Genomic DNA, 17,601 nt, shown 5'->3' on the forward strand with positions numbered 1-17,601 from the left:
GACGCCGACTCAGGGGCGCGCGGCGGGCCCGAACCCGGTCCACCGCAGCTCGGGCGGCAGGTGGCCCATGTCGTTGTAGACGATCAGGGACGCCGAGCGGTCGTCGCGGTACTCGATCGTCGTGAGGGCGGCGTTGCCGTACGGCAGGCCGAGCCAGCTCGCGGGCGGCGCGGCGAGCGCGTCGCGCACCAGCCAGGCGACCTGGAACGCGTGCGTGATGAGCACCTCGTGCGTCTCGGCGTCGGCGGGGCGGGCGAACCGGGCGGTGAGCGCGGCGGCCAGCCGCTCGCCCTCGGCCGCCTCGGCGGCGTCGTAGCCGTCGAAGAACCCCGCCCACGCGGGCGGCACCGGGTCGGGCAGGTATGGCACGTGGTCGACCAGCTCGGGCGCCTCCGCGACCGGGACGCCCGGGAGCTCGGCTCCCAGCACCTCGGCGGAGCGCGCCGCGCGCGGCAGGGGCGAGTGCCAGACGGCGTCGACGGGCAGGGCGGCCAGACGGCGGCCGGCGAGCGCCGCCTGCCGCTCCCCCTCGTCCGTCAGCTCGCCGAACGGGTCCGCCGCGCCGTGGCGCAGCACGTGCAGGTGTCGGGTCGGCATCCGCCGACGCTATCGGCTCGACGTCGGCGCAGGCAGGACGTCGGCGGCGGCAGGTACGGTGCTGCGGGCCGTCCCACCGGGGCGGCGGCAGGGAGCGTGGGGAGCGACATGGGCGAGCGGAAGCCTTCGGGGACGATCACGGACGGCGTCGCGACGCCCGAGCGGCAGGAGCGCACGCTGCTGTGGCCGAAGCTCGGCCCGTACCCGACCGAGGTGCGCGAGACGATCCGGGTGCTCGCGGAGATCCTCGGCGCGCCGCGCAAGAAGAAGAAGGGCACGCCGACGTCGAGCTCCGGCTGGGCGGCACGGAAGATCGGCGTGAAGAAGGCCGCCCTGTCGGAGGTCAAGCGCGCGCTCTCCGACTCGCAGCTGCTGCTGCACGGGCACGTCCTGGCCCGCTGGATGACGGAGCACGAGGGTGCGGTCAAGATCCTCGGGCCCCACGGCAGCACGCCGGAGTGGCGGCCGCTGAGCCTCGGCGAGGACCACACCGTGTCGGTGCCGTTCCACCTGTCGGTGTTCTTCCCCGCGGGCACCCTGCGCGACGAGCCCGTCGCGATCCACATCTGCGGCGGGCATCCTGCCGACATCACCGTCTACGCCGGCAAGGGCCGGCGGGACCTCGCCGAGGCCGTCCTCGACGACTTCCTCGCCGCGCTCAAGGGCGAGGGCAACCCGTACCGGGGCCGGATCCTCCAGGTGTCGGTGAGCAGCTACGGCAACCAGGTCGGCTTCGAGCCGGTGCCCGCGACGCACGAGACGCGCGCAGACCTGGTGCTCGCCGACCCCGTCTGGGGCGAGGTGGACCTGTTCCTGTCCTCGGGCACCACGCGCCGCGAGGACCTGCTCTCCCTCGGCCTCCCCACGACGCGCGGGCTGCTGCTGGCCGGCAAGCCCGGCGTGGGCAAGACGAAGCTCGGCCGGATCCTCGCGGCGGAGGTCGCGGGCGCGATGACGGTGATGATCGTGGAGCCCGACGTGCTGCGGCAGGCGTCGGAGAACCTCTACAAGGAGGTCGAGCGGCTCGGCCCCACCCTCGTCGTCATGGAGGACATCGACGGCGTCGCGAACGCGGAGATGCGCGGCTCGTCGGGGTTCTCGGAGTTCCTCAACGCGCTCGACGGCGCGCGGGTGCGCAACGACGTCCTCACCCTCGCGACCACGAACGACCCGGGCTCCCTCGACCCGGCCGTGAAGCGGCCCGGCCGGTTCGACACCATCCTCGAGGTGCCGCTGCCGAGCCAGGAGGGGCGCGTCTCCATCCTCAAGATCTACCTGCCGCGTCAGGGCGAGGGCCTCGACCTCGCGGCGATCGCCGGCAGCCTCGACGGCGCGACGGGCGCGGAGATCCGCGAGGTCGCGCGCCGTGCCGTCCTCGAGCACGGCATCGAGGGCCTGACGACGCGCCGCATCCTCGACATCACCGCGACCGGCCGCTGGAAGCCGACCCCCGCCGTCGGGCACTACCTCTAGACCCGCGCGGCATGATGGCGGGCATGACCTCTCCGATCCGCACCGCCCGCTCGTCCGTCGCGATCACGAACGGCTACGTCGTCCCGATGGACGGGCTCCCGATCGAGCACGGCACCGTCCTGGTCACGGACGGCGTCATCACCGCCGTCGGGGCGGACGTCGCAGTGCCCGACGGCGTCCGCACGCTCGACGCGGGCGGGCGGTGGGTGCTGCCGGGCTTCGTCGAGTCGCACGGGCACGTGGGCGTGCACGAGGAGGCCGAGGGCTGGGCCGGCGACGACACCAACGAGAAGACCGACCCCGTCGGCGCGCACCTGCGCGCCCTGGACGCGATCAACATCGAGGAGGAGGGCTTCCGCGACGCCCTCGCCGGCGGCGTGACGTCGGTGGTCGTGAAGCCGGGCTCCGCCAACCCGATCGGCGGCCAGACGGTCGCGATCAAGACGTGGGGCGGGCGCACCGTCGACGAGCAGGTGATCAGCGAGGCCGTCTCGGTGAAGTCCGCCCTCGGCGAGAACCCGAAGCGCGTGTACGGCGAGCAGAAGAAGCAGCCGTCCACCCGGCTCGGCGTGGCCGCCGTCATCCGGCAGGCGTTCCTCGACGCGCAGCACTACGCGGCCCAGCGCGACGCGGCGGAGGCGAAGGGCGAGCCGTTCGCTCGCGACCTCGGCAAGGAGACCCTGGCCCGCGTCCTGGCGGGCGAGCTCGCCTGGGACCAGCACACCCACCGCGCCGACGACATCGCGACCGCCCTGCGCCTGGCCGACGAGTTCGGCTACCGGCTCGTGGTCAACCACGGCACCGACGGCGCCGCGGTCGCGGACGTGCTCGCCGAGCGCGACGTGCCGGTGATCTTCGGGCCCATGCTCACGTCGCGCTCCAAGGTGGAGCTGCGCCACCGCGACATCGGGAACCTGGCGCGCCTGGCGGAGGCGGGCGTCCGCGTCGCCATCACGACCGACCACCCGGTGGTGCCGATCAACTTCCTCGTGCACCAGGCGTCGTTCGCCGTGAAGCAGGGCCTGGACCCGCAGGTCGCGCTGGAGGCGCTCACCGTGAACCCGGCGTCCTTCCTCGGTCTCGACGACCGCGTCGGCGCGCTCGCCCCCGGGCTCGACGGCGACGTCGTCGTCTGGTCCGGCGACCCGCTCGACGTCGGCTCGCGCGCCGAGCACGTCTTCGTCACCGGCACCGAGGTCTACACGTGGGACGCGGACGCCGACGGCGGTCGCGGCGCCGGCCGCGTCGTCGAGCGCTCGGAGCGTTTCGCCCGCTGAACTACCCGCCCGCACCTTCCCCGCGGCGTTGCCGAACAGGCAACGAGCCCGGGTCAGTGGGTGAAGCCGGGGCGCTGGCCCTCGGTCGGCATGGGGCCGCTGAGGGCGTCGAGGTAGCGGGTCTCGTCCTCGAGGTCGGCGAGGAACGACGCCGCGAGGTCCCGGCTGAGCCCGCTGCGCACGACGACGCGCTGCACGGTGACGTCGGTGAGGTCGTCGGGCATGGGGTACGCGGGCACGAGCCAGCCGCGCGTGCGCAGCCGGTCGGACAGGTGGTAGAGGTTCCAGTTCTCCGTGTGCCCCGGCGTCAGGCGCCACGCGAAGACGGGGATGTCGGAGCCGTCGTTCCACAGCTCGAACGCGGGCAGCTTCCCGACGCCGTCGGCGAGGAAGCGCGCGACGTCGGAGGACGCCTTCTGCACCGCCTCGTACCCCGCCCGTCCCAGGCGCAGGAACATGTAGTACTGCAGCAGCACCTGGGCTCCGGGGCGGGAGAAGTTCAGCGCCAGGGTGGGCATGTCGCCGCCGAGGTAGCTCACCCGGAACACGAGGCTCTCCGGCAGCGCGGCCTCGTCCCGCCACACCACCCAGCCGAGCCCTGGGTACACGAGGCCGTACTTGTGGCCGGAGGTGTTGATCGACGCGACCCGCTCCACCTGGAAGTCCCACACCAGGTCGGGCTGCACGAACGGCGCGACCATCGCGCCCGACGCGCCGTCCACGTGGATCGGCACGTCCAGGCCGGTCTCCGCCTGGATGCGGTCGAGCGCGGCGGCGATCTCGGTGACCGGCTCGTACATCCCCGTGTAGGTGACGCCGAGGATGGCGACGACGCCGATGGTGTCCTCGTCGACGTACTGCTCCAGGTCGTGCCCGTCGAGCACCCGGTGCTCCTCGCTGATGGGCACGTAGCGGGGCTCGACCTCGAAGTAGTTGCAGAACTTCTCCCAGCACACCTGGACCGCGCTGGACATCACGAGGTTGGGCGTGCCGACCGGCTTGCCGGCGTCGCGCCGGGCCTGCTGCCAGCGTCGCTTGAGCGCCAGCCCGGCGAGCATGCACGCCTCGGACGAGCCGATGGTGGACGTGCCCATCGCGCGGCGGGGGTCGGGCGCGTGCCAGAGGTCCGCGAGCATCCGCCAGCAGCGGTCCTCGACGGCCGCCGTGGCCGGGTACTCGTCCTTGTCGATCATGTTCTTGTCGGCGGCCTCGAGGTAGAGGCGGCTGGCGTGGTCGTCCATCCACGTGCCGACGAACGTGGCGAGGTTGAGCCGGGCGTTGCCGTCGAGCATGGCCTCGTCGTGGACGATCTGGAACGCCGTCTCCGGCAGCGACTCCCCCGCGGGGAGGCGGTCGCGCGGCACCGAGCGCGTCTCTCCCGGGCGGATGAAGACGGGGTTGAGCTCGACGTCCCCGTGGCGGACGCGGCGGCGGCCGCTCCCTCGGGTCCTGCTGACCATGACGGTTCCCCTCGTCGGTGGCGGGCGCGGCTCTTCGAGCGTAGGTCGGCCCGGCGCGCCTCACCCGGCCGGAAGGGGTGAAGTGAGTTAGGCGACACCTGTTGCTTAACTCCGAAGCGCGGCGTAGCGTCGAGAGCGTCGGACGGAGGTGACGGGCATGGACAAGCGGGTCGAGCGGACCGCCGAGGCCCTGCGCACCGCCGTCCTGGAGCTGGCCGCGGAGCAGGACGTCGCCGCGCTCACTGCGTCGGCCGTCGCCGCCCGCGCGGGGATCAACCGCGCCACGTTCTACGACCACGCCGCCAGCCCGGCCGACCTGCTGGGCCGCGTCCTCGGCGTCGAGCTCGACCGCATCCGCGCCGAGTTCGACGACGCCGTGCGGGAGGTCGCCGGGCACGCCACGCACGACGACGCCGAGCAGGTCGTCGCGCGGTACACCGGCGCGCTGCAGGCCCACGTCGACGCGCACCTGCCCGTGTACGAGCGGGCCCTCGAGGGCGGCCTCAGCGCCCCGCTGGCGCGCCTGCTCGCCGACCACGTCGCCGACACCCTCACCGACCACCTGCGCGCCCACCCCGGCCTCATGCCCCTGGACCCGGGCACCCCCGCCGACCAGGTCGACCGCTACGCCCGCGCGTTCGCGACGTACGTCGGGCTCGGCACCGTCGGCGCGCTCGAGGTCTGGCTCTCCGCTCCCCCGCCCCGCGACCCCGCGTTCTTCGCCCGGGTCGCCCACGACGCCCTGCCCGCCTGGTGGACCACCCCGTCCCCCTGACGTCCCCTCCGTCCCGGGACGTTCGTGTCCCAGGCGGGCAGGTGCACCCACCCGGTGCACGCACCACAGCAGAACCACGAAGGAGGGCCGACATGGCCGTCAGCACAGGAAACCGCGTCCACAACAAGGTCGCGATCATCACCGGGGGCACCGGCGGGATGGGCGTCACCCACGCCCGCGCGCTGGCCGCCGAGGGCGCGAAGGTCGTCGTCGCCGACCTCGACGACGCGAAGGGCGAGGCCCTCGCCGCCGAGCTGAACGGCGACCGCACCGACGTCGCCCGCTACGTCCACCTCGACGTCACCAGCGAGGACGACTGGGCGAAGGCCGTCGCGTTCACGCTGGAGGAGTTCGGCCGCATCGACGTGCTCGTGAACAACGCGGGCATCGCGAACGGCGGCCCGATCACCGAGTTCGACACCGACGCCTGGCGCCGGATCATCGACATCAACCTCACCGGCGTCTTCCTCGGCATCCGGGCCGTCTCGCCGGTCATGGTGAAGGCCGGCTCCGGGTCGATCATCAACATCTCGTCCGTCGAGGGTCTCCGCGGGAGCCGCGGCCTGCACGGCTACGTGGCGTCCAAGTTCGGCGTCCGCGGGCTCACCAAGTCGGTCGCGCTCGAGCTCGGGGCCCACGGCGTGCGGGTCAACTCCGTGCACCCCGGGTTCATCGAGACGCCGATGACCGCCGGCATCGACGCGGGCGACCTGCTCATCCCGCTCGGCCGCGGCGCCCGGCCCGAGGAGGTCTCGCAGACCATCCTCTTCCTCGCGAGCGACGAGTCGAGCTACTCCACCGGCGCGGAGTTCGTCGTCGACGGCGGGCTCGTGGCGGGCGTGCCGCACAAGCACGGCGCCTGACCGGTCACAGGCCCGCCAGGAAGTCCTCCATGAGCGGGCCGGCGGTGTCCGACCCGCGGTGGCCGTCCTCCACGAAGACGGCCACCGCGAGGTCGTCGACGATCGCGAGCATCCACACGTGCTGCTTCGACCCGTCGCCGTACTGCGCGGTGCCGGTCTTGGCCCCGACGATGCCGGGCACGTCCTGCAGCATGTCCGCGCTGCCCTCGGTGACGACGCCGTGCATGAGGTCGCGCAGGACGGCGGCCTCGTCCTTGGACACGCCCGGCGTCGAGGGCTCCTTCGGCGCCGTTTCCTTCGCGGACTCCTCCGCCGACGGCGAGGCCGAAGCCTCCTTGTCGTCGCCCGCGGCGTCGCGCACGAGCACGGGCTGCACCCGGTGGCCGGCGGCGACGCTCGCCGCGACGGTCGCCATCCCCAGCGGCGACGCCTGCACCTTGCCCTGGCCGATCATCGACGCCGCGTGCTCGGTGCCGCCCGCCTCCGCGGGCACGGAGCCGAGGAAGGCCGGGACGCCCAGGACCGGCGTCGCCACCTCGTCGTCCACCAGGCCGAGGTCGGAGGCCGCCGTCGCGAGGTCGGCCTGCGCCACCTTGTCGCGCTGCCCGATCATCGCCGTGTTGCACGAGTGCGCGAACGCGGTGCGCAGCGGCACGTCCCCCGTGGCCGACGCCGGGTACCCGGGCACGTTGCCGAAGGTCCGACCGTCCACGGTGAGGTGCTCCGGGCAGGCGACCGTCGTGTCCGGGGTGATGCCGGCCCGCTGCATCGCCAGCGCGTCCACCACCTTGAACGTCGACCCCGGCGGGTACTGGCCGAGCGTCGCCGTGGACCAGCCCTCGCTGCCGGGCCCGCTCGCCGCGGCGAGGACGGAGCCGTCGGACGGCCGGATCGCGACGATCGCGCTGGCCGGGTCGACGTCGTCCAGCACCTCCTCCGCGTGCTTCTGCAGACGCTGGTCGAGCGTCGTGGACACGGGGGTGCCGTCCACCGCGTCCACGCGGTACAGCTCGCGGCCCTCGTCCTCGTCCTTCACGGGCTCGCCGTCCAGCCCCACGTCGCCGCCGCCGGCCGGCACCGTGCTCACCAGGACGCCCGGCGAGCCGGTGAGCTGGTCGTCGTAGGCGCGCTCCACGCCGGACAGCCCCACCACGTCGCCGGCCTGCACCGCGCCGTCGGACTCCTCGATGACCTCCTTGGTCGCCTCGCCGACGCGGCCCAGGACCGGCACCGCGAAGGTGCTCGTGGGGCCGAGCTCGAGCGTGTCCTCGACCGCCCGGACGCCGATGATGTCCTGGGCTTCCTCCACCGTGAAGTCCACGCCCGCGTTCTCCTGGCGGATCGTGATCGCCTCGACGAACGCCTTCTCCCCGGCCGCCTCGACGCGCGCGAAGAACTCGTTCGGCTCGAGACCCACCAGCTGCGCGAGGTCGCGGGCCGCGGACTCCTGCCCGAGCCCCTGGACCGCCGTCTTGTCCACGCCGATGTGCCAGACGCCCCGCGCGGTGACCATCGGCTTGCCGTCGCCGTCGAGCAGGTCGCCGCGGTCCGCGTCGAGGGTCTTGACCTGCAGCCGCTCGCCCGGCTTCAGGTCGGGCACCAGCACGTCCGGCCGCCACACCGCACGCCAGGTCCCCTCGCCGTCGCCGCTCTCGGGCGGCGTGTAGGCGAGGTCGACGTCGGTGCTGTACTTCCAGGTGACGTCGCGCCCCACGGGCCACGACCAGTCCACCGTCGCCACCGCCGTCGTCGCGCCGTCCTTCGTGGTCGGCTTGCTCACCTCGCCGAGCGTCACGCTCCGCTCCCGCTCCCCCGACGCGTCGACCAGCGGTTCGAGCACCTGCGTCAGCTGCGTCTGCACGTCGACGGAGCCCGGCGCCTGCAACGCCACGTCGCTCACGTCGCCCGCGCGGAGGGCGGTCACGAGGGCCTCGGCGGCGGAGTCGGCGGGCGGCACGTCGGAGCCGGTGCACGCCACCAGGGGCACGGCGACGACCGGCGTCAGGAGGACGGCGAGGGCGAGGCGGTGTCGGCGGCGCACCTTGGCGAGATTATCGGCTTCCTGGCAACCTTGACGGCATGTCCCCCCGTGTCGTGATCACGGTCCCGCAAAGATTTCGCGGCCCGGTCGTGACGACCGTGCTGGCGGGCGTGCTGGCGGGCGTCCTGGCCGTCGCGGGGACGGCCGCCCCCGCGAGCGCCACGCTCCCCGACCCGCGGCCGGGCGGCGATCCGATCCCGGCCCGCACCTGGGCGCCGTCGCAGGACCCGGCGGCCCCGACGGTCCTGGTGAACAAGGCACGCCCCCTCTCCCCGACGTCCTGGGCGCCCGACGATCTCGTGCGCCCCGACGTCCGCGCCCTCGGGGAGCACGACCGGCTGCGCCCCGACGCCGCGCGCGCCCTGGAGCGGCTCGCCGCCGACGCCCGGGACGCCACGGGCCACGAGCTCGTCCTCGCGTCCGGCTACCGCTCCGTCGAGTACCAGGCGCGGCTGTACGCCCGGTACGTCGACGGCCACGGCCGCCGTGACGCGGACACGTTCTCCGCGCGGCCGGGGCACTCCGAGCACCAGACGGGCCTCGCCGCCGACGTCGCCGAGGCCGGCACCCCGTACACCGACCTCGGGAGCACGGAGACCGGGCGCTGGGTGGCCAGCCAGGCGTGGCGGTACGGGTTCGTCGTGCGGTACCCGGAGGGGCAGGAGGCCGTGACCGGCTACTCCCCCGAGCCCTGGCACCTGCGCTACGTGGGCACGGAGCTGGCGACCGGCATGCACCTGGCCGGCACCGCCACCCTGGAGGAGGCCTTCGGCGTCGGCCCGGCCCCGGACTACCCCGCGAGGTAGTCCCTCCCGGTCAGGTCGTGCCGAGGGACCGCGCCAGGCGCTGCACGGCCTCGGTGAGCACCGCCGAGGACGTCGCGAGGTTGAGCCGCAGCCACCCGGCTCCGCCGGCACCGAAGCGCACGCCGTCCTCGAGGGCGAGCCGGCCGCGCTCCAGGACGAACGCGGCGGCGTCGGCGGCGGGGACTCCGCCGGGCAGGGCGGCGCGCAGGTCGAGCCAGGCGAGGTACGTGGCGTCGGCGGGCTGCAGCCGCACGGCGGGCGCGTGCTCCGCGAGCAGGCGCCCGAGCAGCCCGCGGTTCGCGTGCACCCCGGCGAGCAGGGCGTCCAGCCACGGCCCGCCGTCGCGGTAGGCGGCGGCGTGCGCGAGCACCGCGAGGTGGTTGACGGCGTGGCCCGCCTCCTCGGGGATGCGGCGCAGCTCGTCCGCGGCGCCGGGGCCGCCGAGCGCCACCGCCGCCCGGAGCCCCGCGAGGTTGAAGGCCTTCGACGCCGACTGCACGACGACGGCCCGCTCCGCGCCCGCCACCGACAGCAGCGGCACGAACGCCGGCTCCCCGTCGGCCACGCGCTCGAACGTGAACGGGGCGTGGATCTCGTCCGCCACGACCCGCACGCCGTAGCGGTCCGCGAGCGCCAGCACCGCCTCGAGCTCGGCACGGGTGTGCACGGTGCCGGTGGGGTTGTGCGGGTTGCACAGGAGCAGGACGGCGCGTCGGCCGGAGCCCGGCCCGGTGCCGTGGGCGGCGGCGCCCGTGACGCGCGCGAACGCGGCCTCGAGCGTGCCGAGGTCGAGCCGCAGGTCGGCGTCCAGGGGCGCCTCGACGACCTGCCGCCCCTCGTTGCCGGGGAAGCCGTAGAACGGCGGGTACACGGGCGGCGTGACCACGACGGCGTCGCCGGGTGCGGTGAGCACGCGCAGCACCTCGACGATCGCGACCATGACGTCCGGCATCGTGCGGCTGGACGCGACGTCGGGAGTCCAGCCCCAGCGCTCCTGCGCGAACGGCGCGAGCGCCTCGGCGTACGTCGTGCCGACGTCGTACCCGGTGTCGCCGACGGCGAGCGCGTCGTGCACGGCGTCGACGACGGCGGGTGCCACCGGCGTGTCCATCTCGGCGACGAACAGCGGCAGGACGTCAGGCGGGTAGGCCCGCCACTTCACGGACGTGCGACGGCGCAGGTCGTCGAGGGTGAGCTGCTCCAGCGGGTTGTTCACGGCTCCGGTCTACCAGGTGATCGCGGGCGCGGACGGACCGCGACGCAGCGAGTCCCCCGCGTCGCCCGACGGGACGCGGAGGACTCGCTCGGTCGTCGAGCCGGTCAGCCGGCGGCGGCCGCGGGCTTCACGACGGGGGCCCACGCGTCCGGCACGAGCGCCGGGCGGTCCTCGTCGGTGTGTCCGGCCCAGCGCCGGGCGTCCTCGATGGTGGCGGCCAGCAGGGTGCGCAGCCGGGCGTCCGTGTCGGGCACGAACGCCTCGCTGATGCCCTGCACCGCGGTCGACACGACGGACGGGGCGGCGTCGCGCACGAACCGCTTGGGGCGCACGCGCGTGCCCTCGCAGAACCGGTAGGCCCACTCGGCCGTCTTCGGCGACGCGGCGAGCGCGTCGGCGCTGGCCGGGTCGAGCGTGCCCTCGGGACGGCCGTCCAGGGCGTCGAGCATGCGCTCCGCGCCGATGATCGCCACCGCCAGCGTCTGCTGCCGGTCGGCGGGCGCGACGGGCAGCGCCGTCTGCGCGGCGCGCAGCGCGATCCGCACGTCCCACCGCGGGTCGCTGCTGGTGAGCCCGATGACGGACGGGATCAGCGGCGCGAGCTGCGGCCGGTTGCCGTCGGAGGTCAGGTCGTTCACGGCGCGGGCCAGCATCGCGAGCAGCGGGTGCGTGCACTGCGGATGGTCGCTCCAGCGTTCACCGGCCAGGAACGACGCCAGCTCCATGAAGCACGCGCCCTTCTTGGGGTTGCGGTGCTTGCCACGCCCGAGCATCGGCAGCGCGTCGAAGGCGCCTGCAACAGATCCAGCCACGAGTCCACCCCCGTATAGGTCCGGTCTTCCCCAGTGTGCGACCGCTGTGACCCAGGTCGCAACGGCTGGCGCGGGCGAAGGCCCGTCCGTCCTCGGCCCGGGCGGCCCGCGGCATCGTCCTGGGGGTACCTCAGACGGGCGCAGGCCCAGGTCGCGGCGCCGTCTGAGGTACCCCCGACCCCGAAGACCGGGCAGTTGCCCGATCCCCCACCCGGGGCCTCAGGACGACCGTGGTCACCACGAGATCAGGGCAGCCGGCGGTGGCCGGTACGAAGGCCGGGGACCCCGGCCGGTGAGGGGACGAAGAGATGAACCAGATGACGTCGCGGGACCTGGCCGTCCTGGCCGAGCTGGACTACCGGCGCGAGCGGATGGCCGAGACGTACCAGCGCGGGACGCCGGCGTGGGTGCGCACGGTGGGCCGCGCGATGGGCCGCTCGGTCGGCACGGCCGGCCGCGGGGTCCGGGACCTGGCCCGCCGCGCGCGGTCCCGGGCCGCGGACCGCGAGACCGTGCAGCGCCTCGGCGCCACGCTCGACGCCGTCGCCGCGCGGACCGACGCCCACGCGTGGGACCTCCAGGTGACCCGCCGGGCCGACCAGATCGCCCACGGGCTGGACGCCCTGCGTCCGCAGGACGGCGCCGGACGCCGGGCCGCCTGACCGTGGGCGCGACGGCGGCGGCCTCGTCGGCAGGCACGTCGGCAGGCACGTCGGCAGGCACGGTCCGGAGGCCCGCGGAGCGGGACGGCGGGCACGGAAAACCTGGGGCGGGTGTGGGCGCCCGGTGGGACGATCACCTGGTGCGACGTTCCAGCGAGGTGCCCCTGATCGCCCGCCAGCAGGAGGTCGACGCCTTCCGCGGAGCGCTGGAGCGCGCCGCGGAGGGCGAGCCCGGCGTCCTGCTGCTCGGCGGCGACGCCGGGGTGGGCAAGACGCGGCTCGTCACCCACCTGGCCGACGTCGCCCGCGACGCGGGCGCGCGCGTCGTCGTGTCGCACTGCGTGGACCTGGGCGACGTCGGCATCCCCTACCTGCCGTTCACGGAGGCGCTGACCGAGCTGCGGACGGTGCCCGCCGTGGCCGAGGTGATCGCCGCGCGCCCTGCCCTCACCCGGCTGCTCGACCCCGCGAGCGGCTCGGGCACCGACCACGCGGAGCGGCTGCAACTGCTCGACGGCGTCGCGGGCAGCCTCGCGGCCGCCGGGCGCGCGGGCTCCCCGCTGGTCCTGGTCGTCGAGGACCTGCACTGGGCGGACGAGTCGACGCGGGACGTGCTGCGCTTCGTCGTCGCGCGGCTGCGCTCGGAGCACCTGCTGGTGGTCGCCACGTACCGCAGCGACGACGTGCACCGGCGCCACCCCCTGCGCCCCGTCATCGCGGAGCTGCACCGCCAGCGCCCGGTGGAGCACGTGGAGCTGTCGCCCTTCACCCCCGACGAGCTGCGCGAGTTCACCACCGCCACCCGCGGCGAGCCCCTCGACGACGCCGAGTTCGACGCCGTGCGCAGCCGCTCGGACGGCAACGCGTTCTTCGCCGAGGAGCTGCTCGACGCCGGGCAGCCGAGCGCGGGGCTGCCGTGGTCGCTGGCCGACGTGCTGCACACGCGCCTGCAGCGGCTCGACCCGGCGGTGCAGCAGCTCGTGCGGCTCGCGGCGGTCGCGGGCCGCCAGGTGGACGAGTCCCTGCTGCGCGCCGCGGCGCCGCGGCTGCCCGGCCTCGACGCCCCCGGCGCCGCCGACGCCGCCCTGCGCGAGGCCGTGGCCCAGCAGGTGCTCGGCATGGAGGGCCAGCACCTCGCCTTCCGGCACGCCCTCGTCGCCGAGGCCCTCGTGCTCGACCTGCTGCCCGGCGAGCGCACCACCATGCACCGCGCCTTCCTCGAGGCGCTGTGCGCCGAACCGGCGCTCGGCTCGGCCGCCAAGCGCGCCCACCACGCGCTGCAGGGCCACGACCTCACGGCCGCGCTCGTCGCGTCGCGCGAGGCGGCCCGCAGCGCCGCCGAGCTGCTCGCCCCCGCCGAGGAGCTGCGGCACCTCGAGCAGGTGCTGTCCCTGTGGGAGTCGGTGCCGGACGCCGAGGGGCTCCTCGGGGAGGACAGGGTGGCGCTCGCCCTCGAGACGGCCGCGGCGGCCAGCTCCGCCGGGCTGCCGATGCGGGCGGAACAGCTCGCCCGGCGGGCCGTGGAGAGCCTGTCGGACGACCCCGGCCGGCAGGCCCGCCTGCGCCACGTGCTCGTCCGCTACGTCCTCGACCTCGAGTCCCTCGACGACGCGCTCGCCCAGTCCAGCGGCGCGCTGGACGTGCTGCTCCCGGGCGCCACCGACGTCGGCGCCTCGGGGACCTTCCCCGAGGTCACCGACGCCGCCGCCACGCCGGAGCTCGCGTGGACGCTCGCCGTGCACGCGCGCGTCCTGCTCACCGTGGACCGCGACGACGAGGCCGGCGTCTTCGCCCGGCAGACCGTGGACGTCGCCCGCCGCGCGGACGCGCCCGGCGCGGAGGCCGACGCCCTCACCACGCTCGCCGTGCTCGAGGTCGGCACCCCGGACACGGCCGCCGAGCTGGTCGACCGAGCGCGCGAGCGCGCCGTCGTCGCCGGCGACCTGCGCACCGAGATGCGCTGCTGGTACGGCCTCGCCACGACGCACTTCTACGCGGGGCACCTCGACGAGGCCGCCCGCGTCCTCGAGGCGGCGATCGAGCGCGGCCGCGCCACGGGCGTCATCTGGGGCGTGTACGGGGTGCAGCTGCTCGACCTCGCGCTGCTGGTCTCCTACTTCGGCGGGGACCTCTCCGAGCAGCCGATCCCCGACGGGGCGCCCGCGCCGGCCCTCGTCTACCTGGACAGCGGGCGCCTCTACGCCGCCGTCGCCCGCGAGGGCGGCGACGCCGTCGCGGCGGCGGAGGCCCTGCGGCCGTCGTGGGGCGTGGACGGGCAGATCGCGCTCGTCGCGGGCGGCCTGCTCGCCGACGCGCTGACGTGGGCCGGGCGGTACGACGAGGCCGTCGCGACCGCGGAGGAGGTCGCCGCGCACGTCGGCGCGACGTGGTCGGAGTTCTTCCTCGGCCGCATCTGGCTGTCCGCGCTGGCCCTGGCGGCGCTCGCCGAGGACGCGGAGGCCGGCCCGCACGCCGCCGCCGAGGCCCAGGAGCTGCTCGACCGCGGCGACACCCTCCTCGCCGTCGCGCAGGAGACCGCCCGGCGCGGTCGTCCCCGCGGCGGCAGCCTCGGCCCCGAGGGGCGGGCGTGGCTGAGCCGCGCGGCGGCCGAGCACTCCCGGCTGCGCGCCGCGCTCACGGACCACCCTGCCGACCCGGAGCTGTGGGAGGCGACCGTCAAGGAGTTCGACTTCGGCTACCGCTACGAGGTGGCCCGGTCGCGGTTCCGCTGGGCGCAGGCGCTGCGGGCGACCGGCGACGTGCCGGCCGCCGAGGTCGAGGCCGCCGAGGCGCTCGGCGAGGCCGTCGACATGGGCGCCGCGCCCCTCGCCGACGCCATCCACGCGTGGGGCCGCCGCGCCCGCGTGCCGCTGCCGGGCGCCCGCCGCACGTCGTCCGTCCTCACCGAGCGCGAGGAGGAGGTGCTGGTCCTCGTGGCGCAGGGCCTCAGCAACCGCCAGATCGGCGAGCGGCTGTACATCTCCACGAAGACGGTCAGCGTGCACGTGTCGAACCTGCTCGCGAAGCTGGGCGTGTCGGGACGGGCGGAGGCGGTCGCGGTCGCGCACCGGCGCGGGCTGATCGGCGTCTGACCGAACGAGGTCCATACTGGGCCCGTGCCGGAAGCCCAGGCTGTCGGCTCCCTGTCCGGCCCGTCGCCCGGTCCCGTACCCGGTCCCGCGTCCGACCGCGTACCCGGCCCGCCGCCCGGCCCGGCCCACGGTGAGCCCGTCGCAGACGAGGTGTTCGACCGCATCGCGCGGCTCGTGCACCGGAACCTCGGCGTGCCCGCGGCCGCCGTCGTCATGCTCACCGACGAGGGCGACATGCGGGTCCTGCCCGGGGCCGTCGGCTTCCCCGAGGACGCGCAGCGCAGCCGCCGGCTCGAGCTCCCGCAGCCCCTGACGGCGACCGTCGCGCGCACCCGCACGCCGCTCGTCGTGGCGGACGCCGACGCCGACCCGCGCGTGCCCGGCCGGCACACGATCGGCGACCTGGTGCTCGCCGCGTACGCCGGCTACCCCATCGAGGACGCCCGCGGCCACGTGGTGGGCGCCCTGTGGGCGGTGTCGTCCGTGCCGCGCACCTGGACCGAGCCGGACCTCGCCACCCTCGCGGACCTGTCGGCCGCGGCGTCGGGCGAGCTGCGGCTGCGCGCCGAGCGGGAGCGCGCGCGGCTCGCCGAGCAGGTGGCGTTCCGCGCGCACCGCCGGTCGCGGTTCCTGCTGGGGCTGTCGGAGCGGTTCGCGCGGGTCACCACGCTGGACGAGGTCGAGGACGCCATCGCGCACGTCATCGGCACCGGCACGGGCGCGCGCTGGGTGTCGCTGGCGCTGGTCGACGCCGACCGGCGGCACCTGTCGTTCTTCACCGTCGGGCACCACCACCCGGGCGAGCCGGCGCTGCGCAGCACCCGCCTCGACGCGCCCCGACCCGACACGCACGTCGTGCGCAGCCGCGCCGCCCTGCGGTTCCGCGACCACGCGGAGATGGTCGCGACCTACCCGGAGATGGGCCCCGTGGGGTCGGTGTCGGAGGGCGCGCGGTCGTTCCTGCCGGTGATGTCGAACGGCATGGTCGTGGGCGTCATCGCGTGCGTGTGGGACCAGGCCCGCGAGCACGACGCCGAGACCGCGGCCCTCGAGTCGACGATCAGCCGGTACGTGGCGCTCGCCCTGGAGCGGGTGGCGCTGCTGGAGGCGCGACGGCGCGTGGCGACCACGCTGCAGGAGTCGATGCTCACCGCGCCGCCGACGGTGGCGCACCTCGACATCGCGACCACCTACTCCCCCGCGGCGCGCACCGACCAGGTGGGCGGCGACTGGTACGACGCGGTGGTGCGCGACGACGGCACCGCGATCGTCATGATCGGCGACGTCGCGGGCCACGACGTGCACGCCGCCGCGCAGATGGGCCAGCTGCGCTCCATGCTGCGGGCGCTGGCGTGGAGCCACGACGAGTCGCCGGCCGGCCTCCTGACCCGCCTCGACAAGGCGAACGCGCGGCTCGGCCCGCGGGCGATGGCGACCGCCGTCGTCGCGCGCCTGGACCGCGACCCGGCGCCGTGCCCGGAGGAGGCCCTCGAGGAGGTGCCGCCGGCCCAGCGCCCCGAGCGCGCGTACACGCTCACGTGGTCGGTGGCCGGGCACCCGCCGCCCATGGTGCTGCGCCGCGACGGCCGTGTGGAGCGGCTGTCCGAGACGCCCGACCTGCTGCTGGGCGTGGTGCCCACCACGGCGCGCGTGGACCGCACCTCCCGGCTGCTGCCGGGCGACACCCTCGTGCTGTACACGGACGGGCTGGTGGAGCGGCGCGGCGTGCCGAGCGACGAGCGGCTGACCGACCTGGAGACGGTGCTGCGCGCGGCGCACGGCGAGGCCACCTCCGCCGTCCCCCGCGCCCTGGTGCGCGGGCTCGTGGGCGACGCGCAGCGCGACGACGTCGCGGTCCTGGCGCTGCGGGTGCGCGTGCCCGCGCCGTCCGGGCCGCCGTCGTCGGCCGGGCCCGCCAAGGCGGAGCGGCGCGTCGCCGACGACGACCTCAGCGACCTCGGCCCCGCGCGCCGGTGGGTGGACGACGTGCTCGAGTCGTGCGACGTGTCCGACGAGCAGCGGCGCACCGCGATGCTGCTGACCAGCGAGGTGCTGACCAACGCGCTGGAGCACGGCGAGGGGCCGATCACCGCGACGGTCGAGGTGGACGGCCGCCGGCTGCGCGTCGGGGTCCGGGACGGCAGCACGGCCGAGCCGCAGCTGCAGTCGCCCCGGCCGCAGGACCTGTCGGGCCGCGGTGTGCTCTTCCTCGACCGCCTCGCGTCGCGGTGGGGCGTCCAGCTGCACGACGGCTCCGACGCCGTCGGGCGGCACTCCGGCGTCGTCGAGGGCAAGACCGTGTGGTTCGAGATCGACCGCGAGGCCCGGCCGCTCACCGGCACCGTGGCGCGCGTGCGGCCGCCGACGCCCGCCACCGGCGCCGTCCCGCTGGTCGAGCACGTGCTGCGCGACGACCGCCGCTGAGCGGCCCGCCTGTCGCCCCGGGCGACACCCCTCCCGGGTGTCGGCGGTACGACGTACGGTGTGAGACGTGACACACACCGCCCAGCGCACCGCCGCGCCGTCC

General features: G+C 75.4%; 13 protein-coding genes. 8 read left to right on the forward strand and 5 right to left on the reverse strand.

Translation table 11 applies throughout. The annotated features are described in order from the left end of the window. Positions 1-9: 9 nt before the first annotated feature. The gene (locus ACQP60_RS07660) at positions 10-597 is read right to left on the reverse strand and encodes a histidine phosphatase family protein (RefSeq protein ID WP_429730228.1); all 588 of its coding nucleotides are present in this window, start codon (positions 595-597) and stop codon (positions 10-12) included. A gap of 108 nt (positions 598-705) precedes the next feature. Here ACQP60_RS07660 and ACQP60_RS07665 point away from each other — a divergent pair, with 108 nt between their 5' ends. Together ACQP60_RS07665 and ACQP60_RS07670 are read left to right on the forward strand one after the other, a co-directional pair. Continuing rightward, the gene (locus tag ACQP60_RS07665) at positions 706-2,070 is read left to right on the forward strand and encodes an AAA family ATPase (protein WP_429730230.1); all 1,365 of its coding nucleotides are present in this window, start codon (positions 706-708) and stop codon (positions 2,068-2,070) included. 23 nt (positions 2,071-2,093) lie between these two features. Further along, positions 2,094-3,347 carry an amidohydrolase gene (locus ACQP60_RS07670; RefSeq protein ID WP_429730233.1) on the forward strand — a complete coding sequence of 418 codons (1,254 nt, stop codon included), beginning with the start codon at positions 2,094-2,096 and terminating at the stop codon, positions 3,345-3,347. Between the two features lie 53 nt (positions 3,348-3,400). On the opposite strand, the gene gad is transcribed toward ACQP60_RS07670, so the two are convergent. After that, on the reverse strand, positions 3,401-4,807 hold the full coding sequence (gene gad / locus ACQP60_RS07675) for a glutamate decarboxylase (protein ID WP_429730235.1): 1,407 nt from the start codon (positions 4,805-4,807) through the stop codon (positions 3,401-3,403). A gap of 157 nt (positions 4,808-4,964) precedes the next feature. On the opposite strand from gad, the gene ACQP60_RS07680 reads away from it, so the two are divergent. Both ACQP60_RS07680 and ACQP60_RS07685 read left to right on the forward strand, forming a co-directional pair. Then, on the forward strand, positions 4,965-5,582 hold the full coding sequence (locus ACQP60_RS07680; protein WP_429730238.1) for a TetR/AcrR family transcriptional regulator: 618 nt from the start codon (positions 4,965-4,967) through the stop codon (positions 5,580-5,582). 92 nt (positions 5,583-5,674) lie between these two features. Beyond that, positions 5,675-6,445, forward strand: coding sequence for a glucose 1-dehydrogenase (locus ACQP60_RS07685; protein ID WP_429730241.1), 771 nt, complete (start codon positions 5,675-5,677; stop codon positions 6,443-6,445). 4 nt (positions 6,446-6,449) lie between these two features. On the opposite strand, the gene ACQP60_RS07690 is transcribed toward ACQP60_RS07685, so the two are convergent. Further along, positions 6,450-8,486: a penicillin-binding transpeptidase domain-containing protein gene (locus tag ACQP60_RS07690; protein WP_429730244.1), complete on the reverse strand. Its 2,037-nt coding sequence runs from the start codon at positions 8,484-8,486 to the stop codon at positions 6,450-6,452. A gap of 38 nt (positions 8,487-8,524) precedes the next feature. On the opposite strand from ACQP60_RS07690, the gene ACQP60_RS07695 reads away from it, so the two are divergent. Continuing rightward, complete coding sequence (locus ACQP60_RS07695) at positions 8,525-9,292, forward strand: M15 family metallopeptidase (RefSeq protein ID WP_429730247.1); 768 nt, start codon at positions 8,525-8,527, stop codon at positions 9,290-9,292. 10 nt (positions 9,293-9,302) lie between these two features. Here the strand turns inward: ACQP60_RS07695 and ACQP60_RS07700 are convergent, their stop codons facing one another. Together ACQP60_RS07700 and ACQP60_RS07705 are read right to left on the reverse strand one after the other, a co-directional pair. Continuing rightward, complete coding sequence (locus ACQP60_RS07700) at positions 9,303-10,508, reverse strand: MalY/PatB family protein (protein WP_429730249.1); 1,206 nt, start codon at positions 10,506-10,508, stop codon at positions 9,303-9,305. A gap of 104 nt (positions 10,509-10,612) precedes the next feature. Next, a complete protein-coding gene (locus ACQP60_RS07705) occupies positions 10,613-11,320 on the reverse strand; it encodes a hypothetical protein (RefSeq protein WP_429730252.1) in 708 nt (235 codons plus the stop codon). A 308-nt stretch (positions 11,321-11,628) separates the two neighbouring features. On the opposite strand from ACQP60_RS07705, the gene ACQP60_RS07710 reads away from it, so the two are divergent. The 3 genes from ACQP60_RS07710 to ACQP60_RS07720 all read left to right on the forward strand — a co-directional run bounded on the left by ACQP60_RS07710 (position 11,629) and on the right by ACQP60_RS07720 (position 17,498). Then, a complete protein-coding gene (locus ACQP60_RS07710; protein WP_429730254.1) occupies positions 11,629-11,982 on the forward strand; it encodes a hypothetical protein in 354 nt (117 codons plus the stop codon). 140 nt (positions 11,983-12,122) lie between these two features. After that, positions 12,123-15,074, forward strand: a complete 2,952-nt coding sequence (locus ACQP60_RS07715; protein ID WP_429730257.1) for a helix-turn-helix transcriptional regulator — start codon at positions 12,123-12,125, stop codon at positions 15,072-15,074. A gap of 150 nt (positions 15,075-15,224) precedes the next feature. After that, positions 15,225-17,498: a SpoIIE family protein phosphatase gene (locus ACQP60_RS07720; RefSeq protein ID WP_429730259.1), complete on the forward strand. Its 2,274-nt coding sequence runs from the start codon at positions 15,225-15,227 to the stop codon at positions 17,496-17,498. Positions 17,499-17,601 lie beyond the last annotated feature (103 nt).

This window comes from Isoptericola variabilis (assembly GCF_050311655.1).
Classification (GTDB): domain Bacteria; phylum Actinomycetota; class Actinomycetes; order Actinomycetales; family Cellulomonadaceae; genus Isoptericola; species Isoptericola variabilis.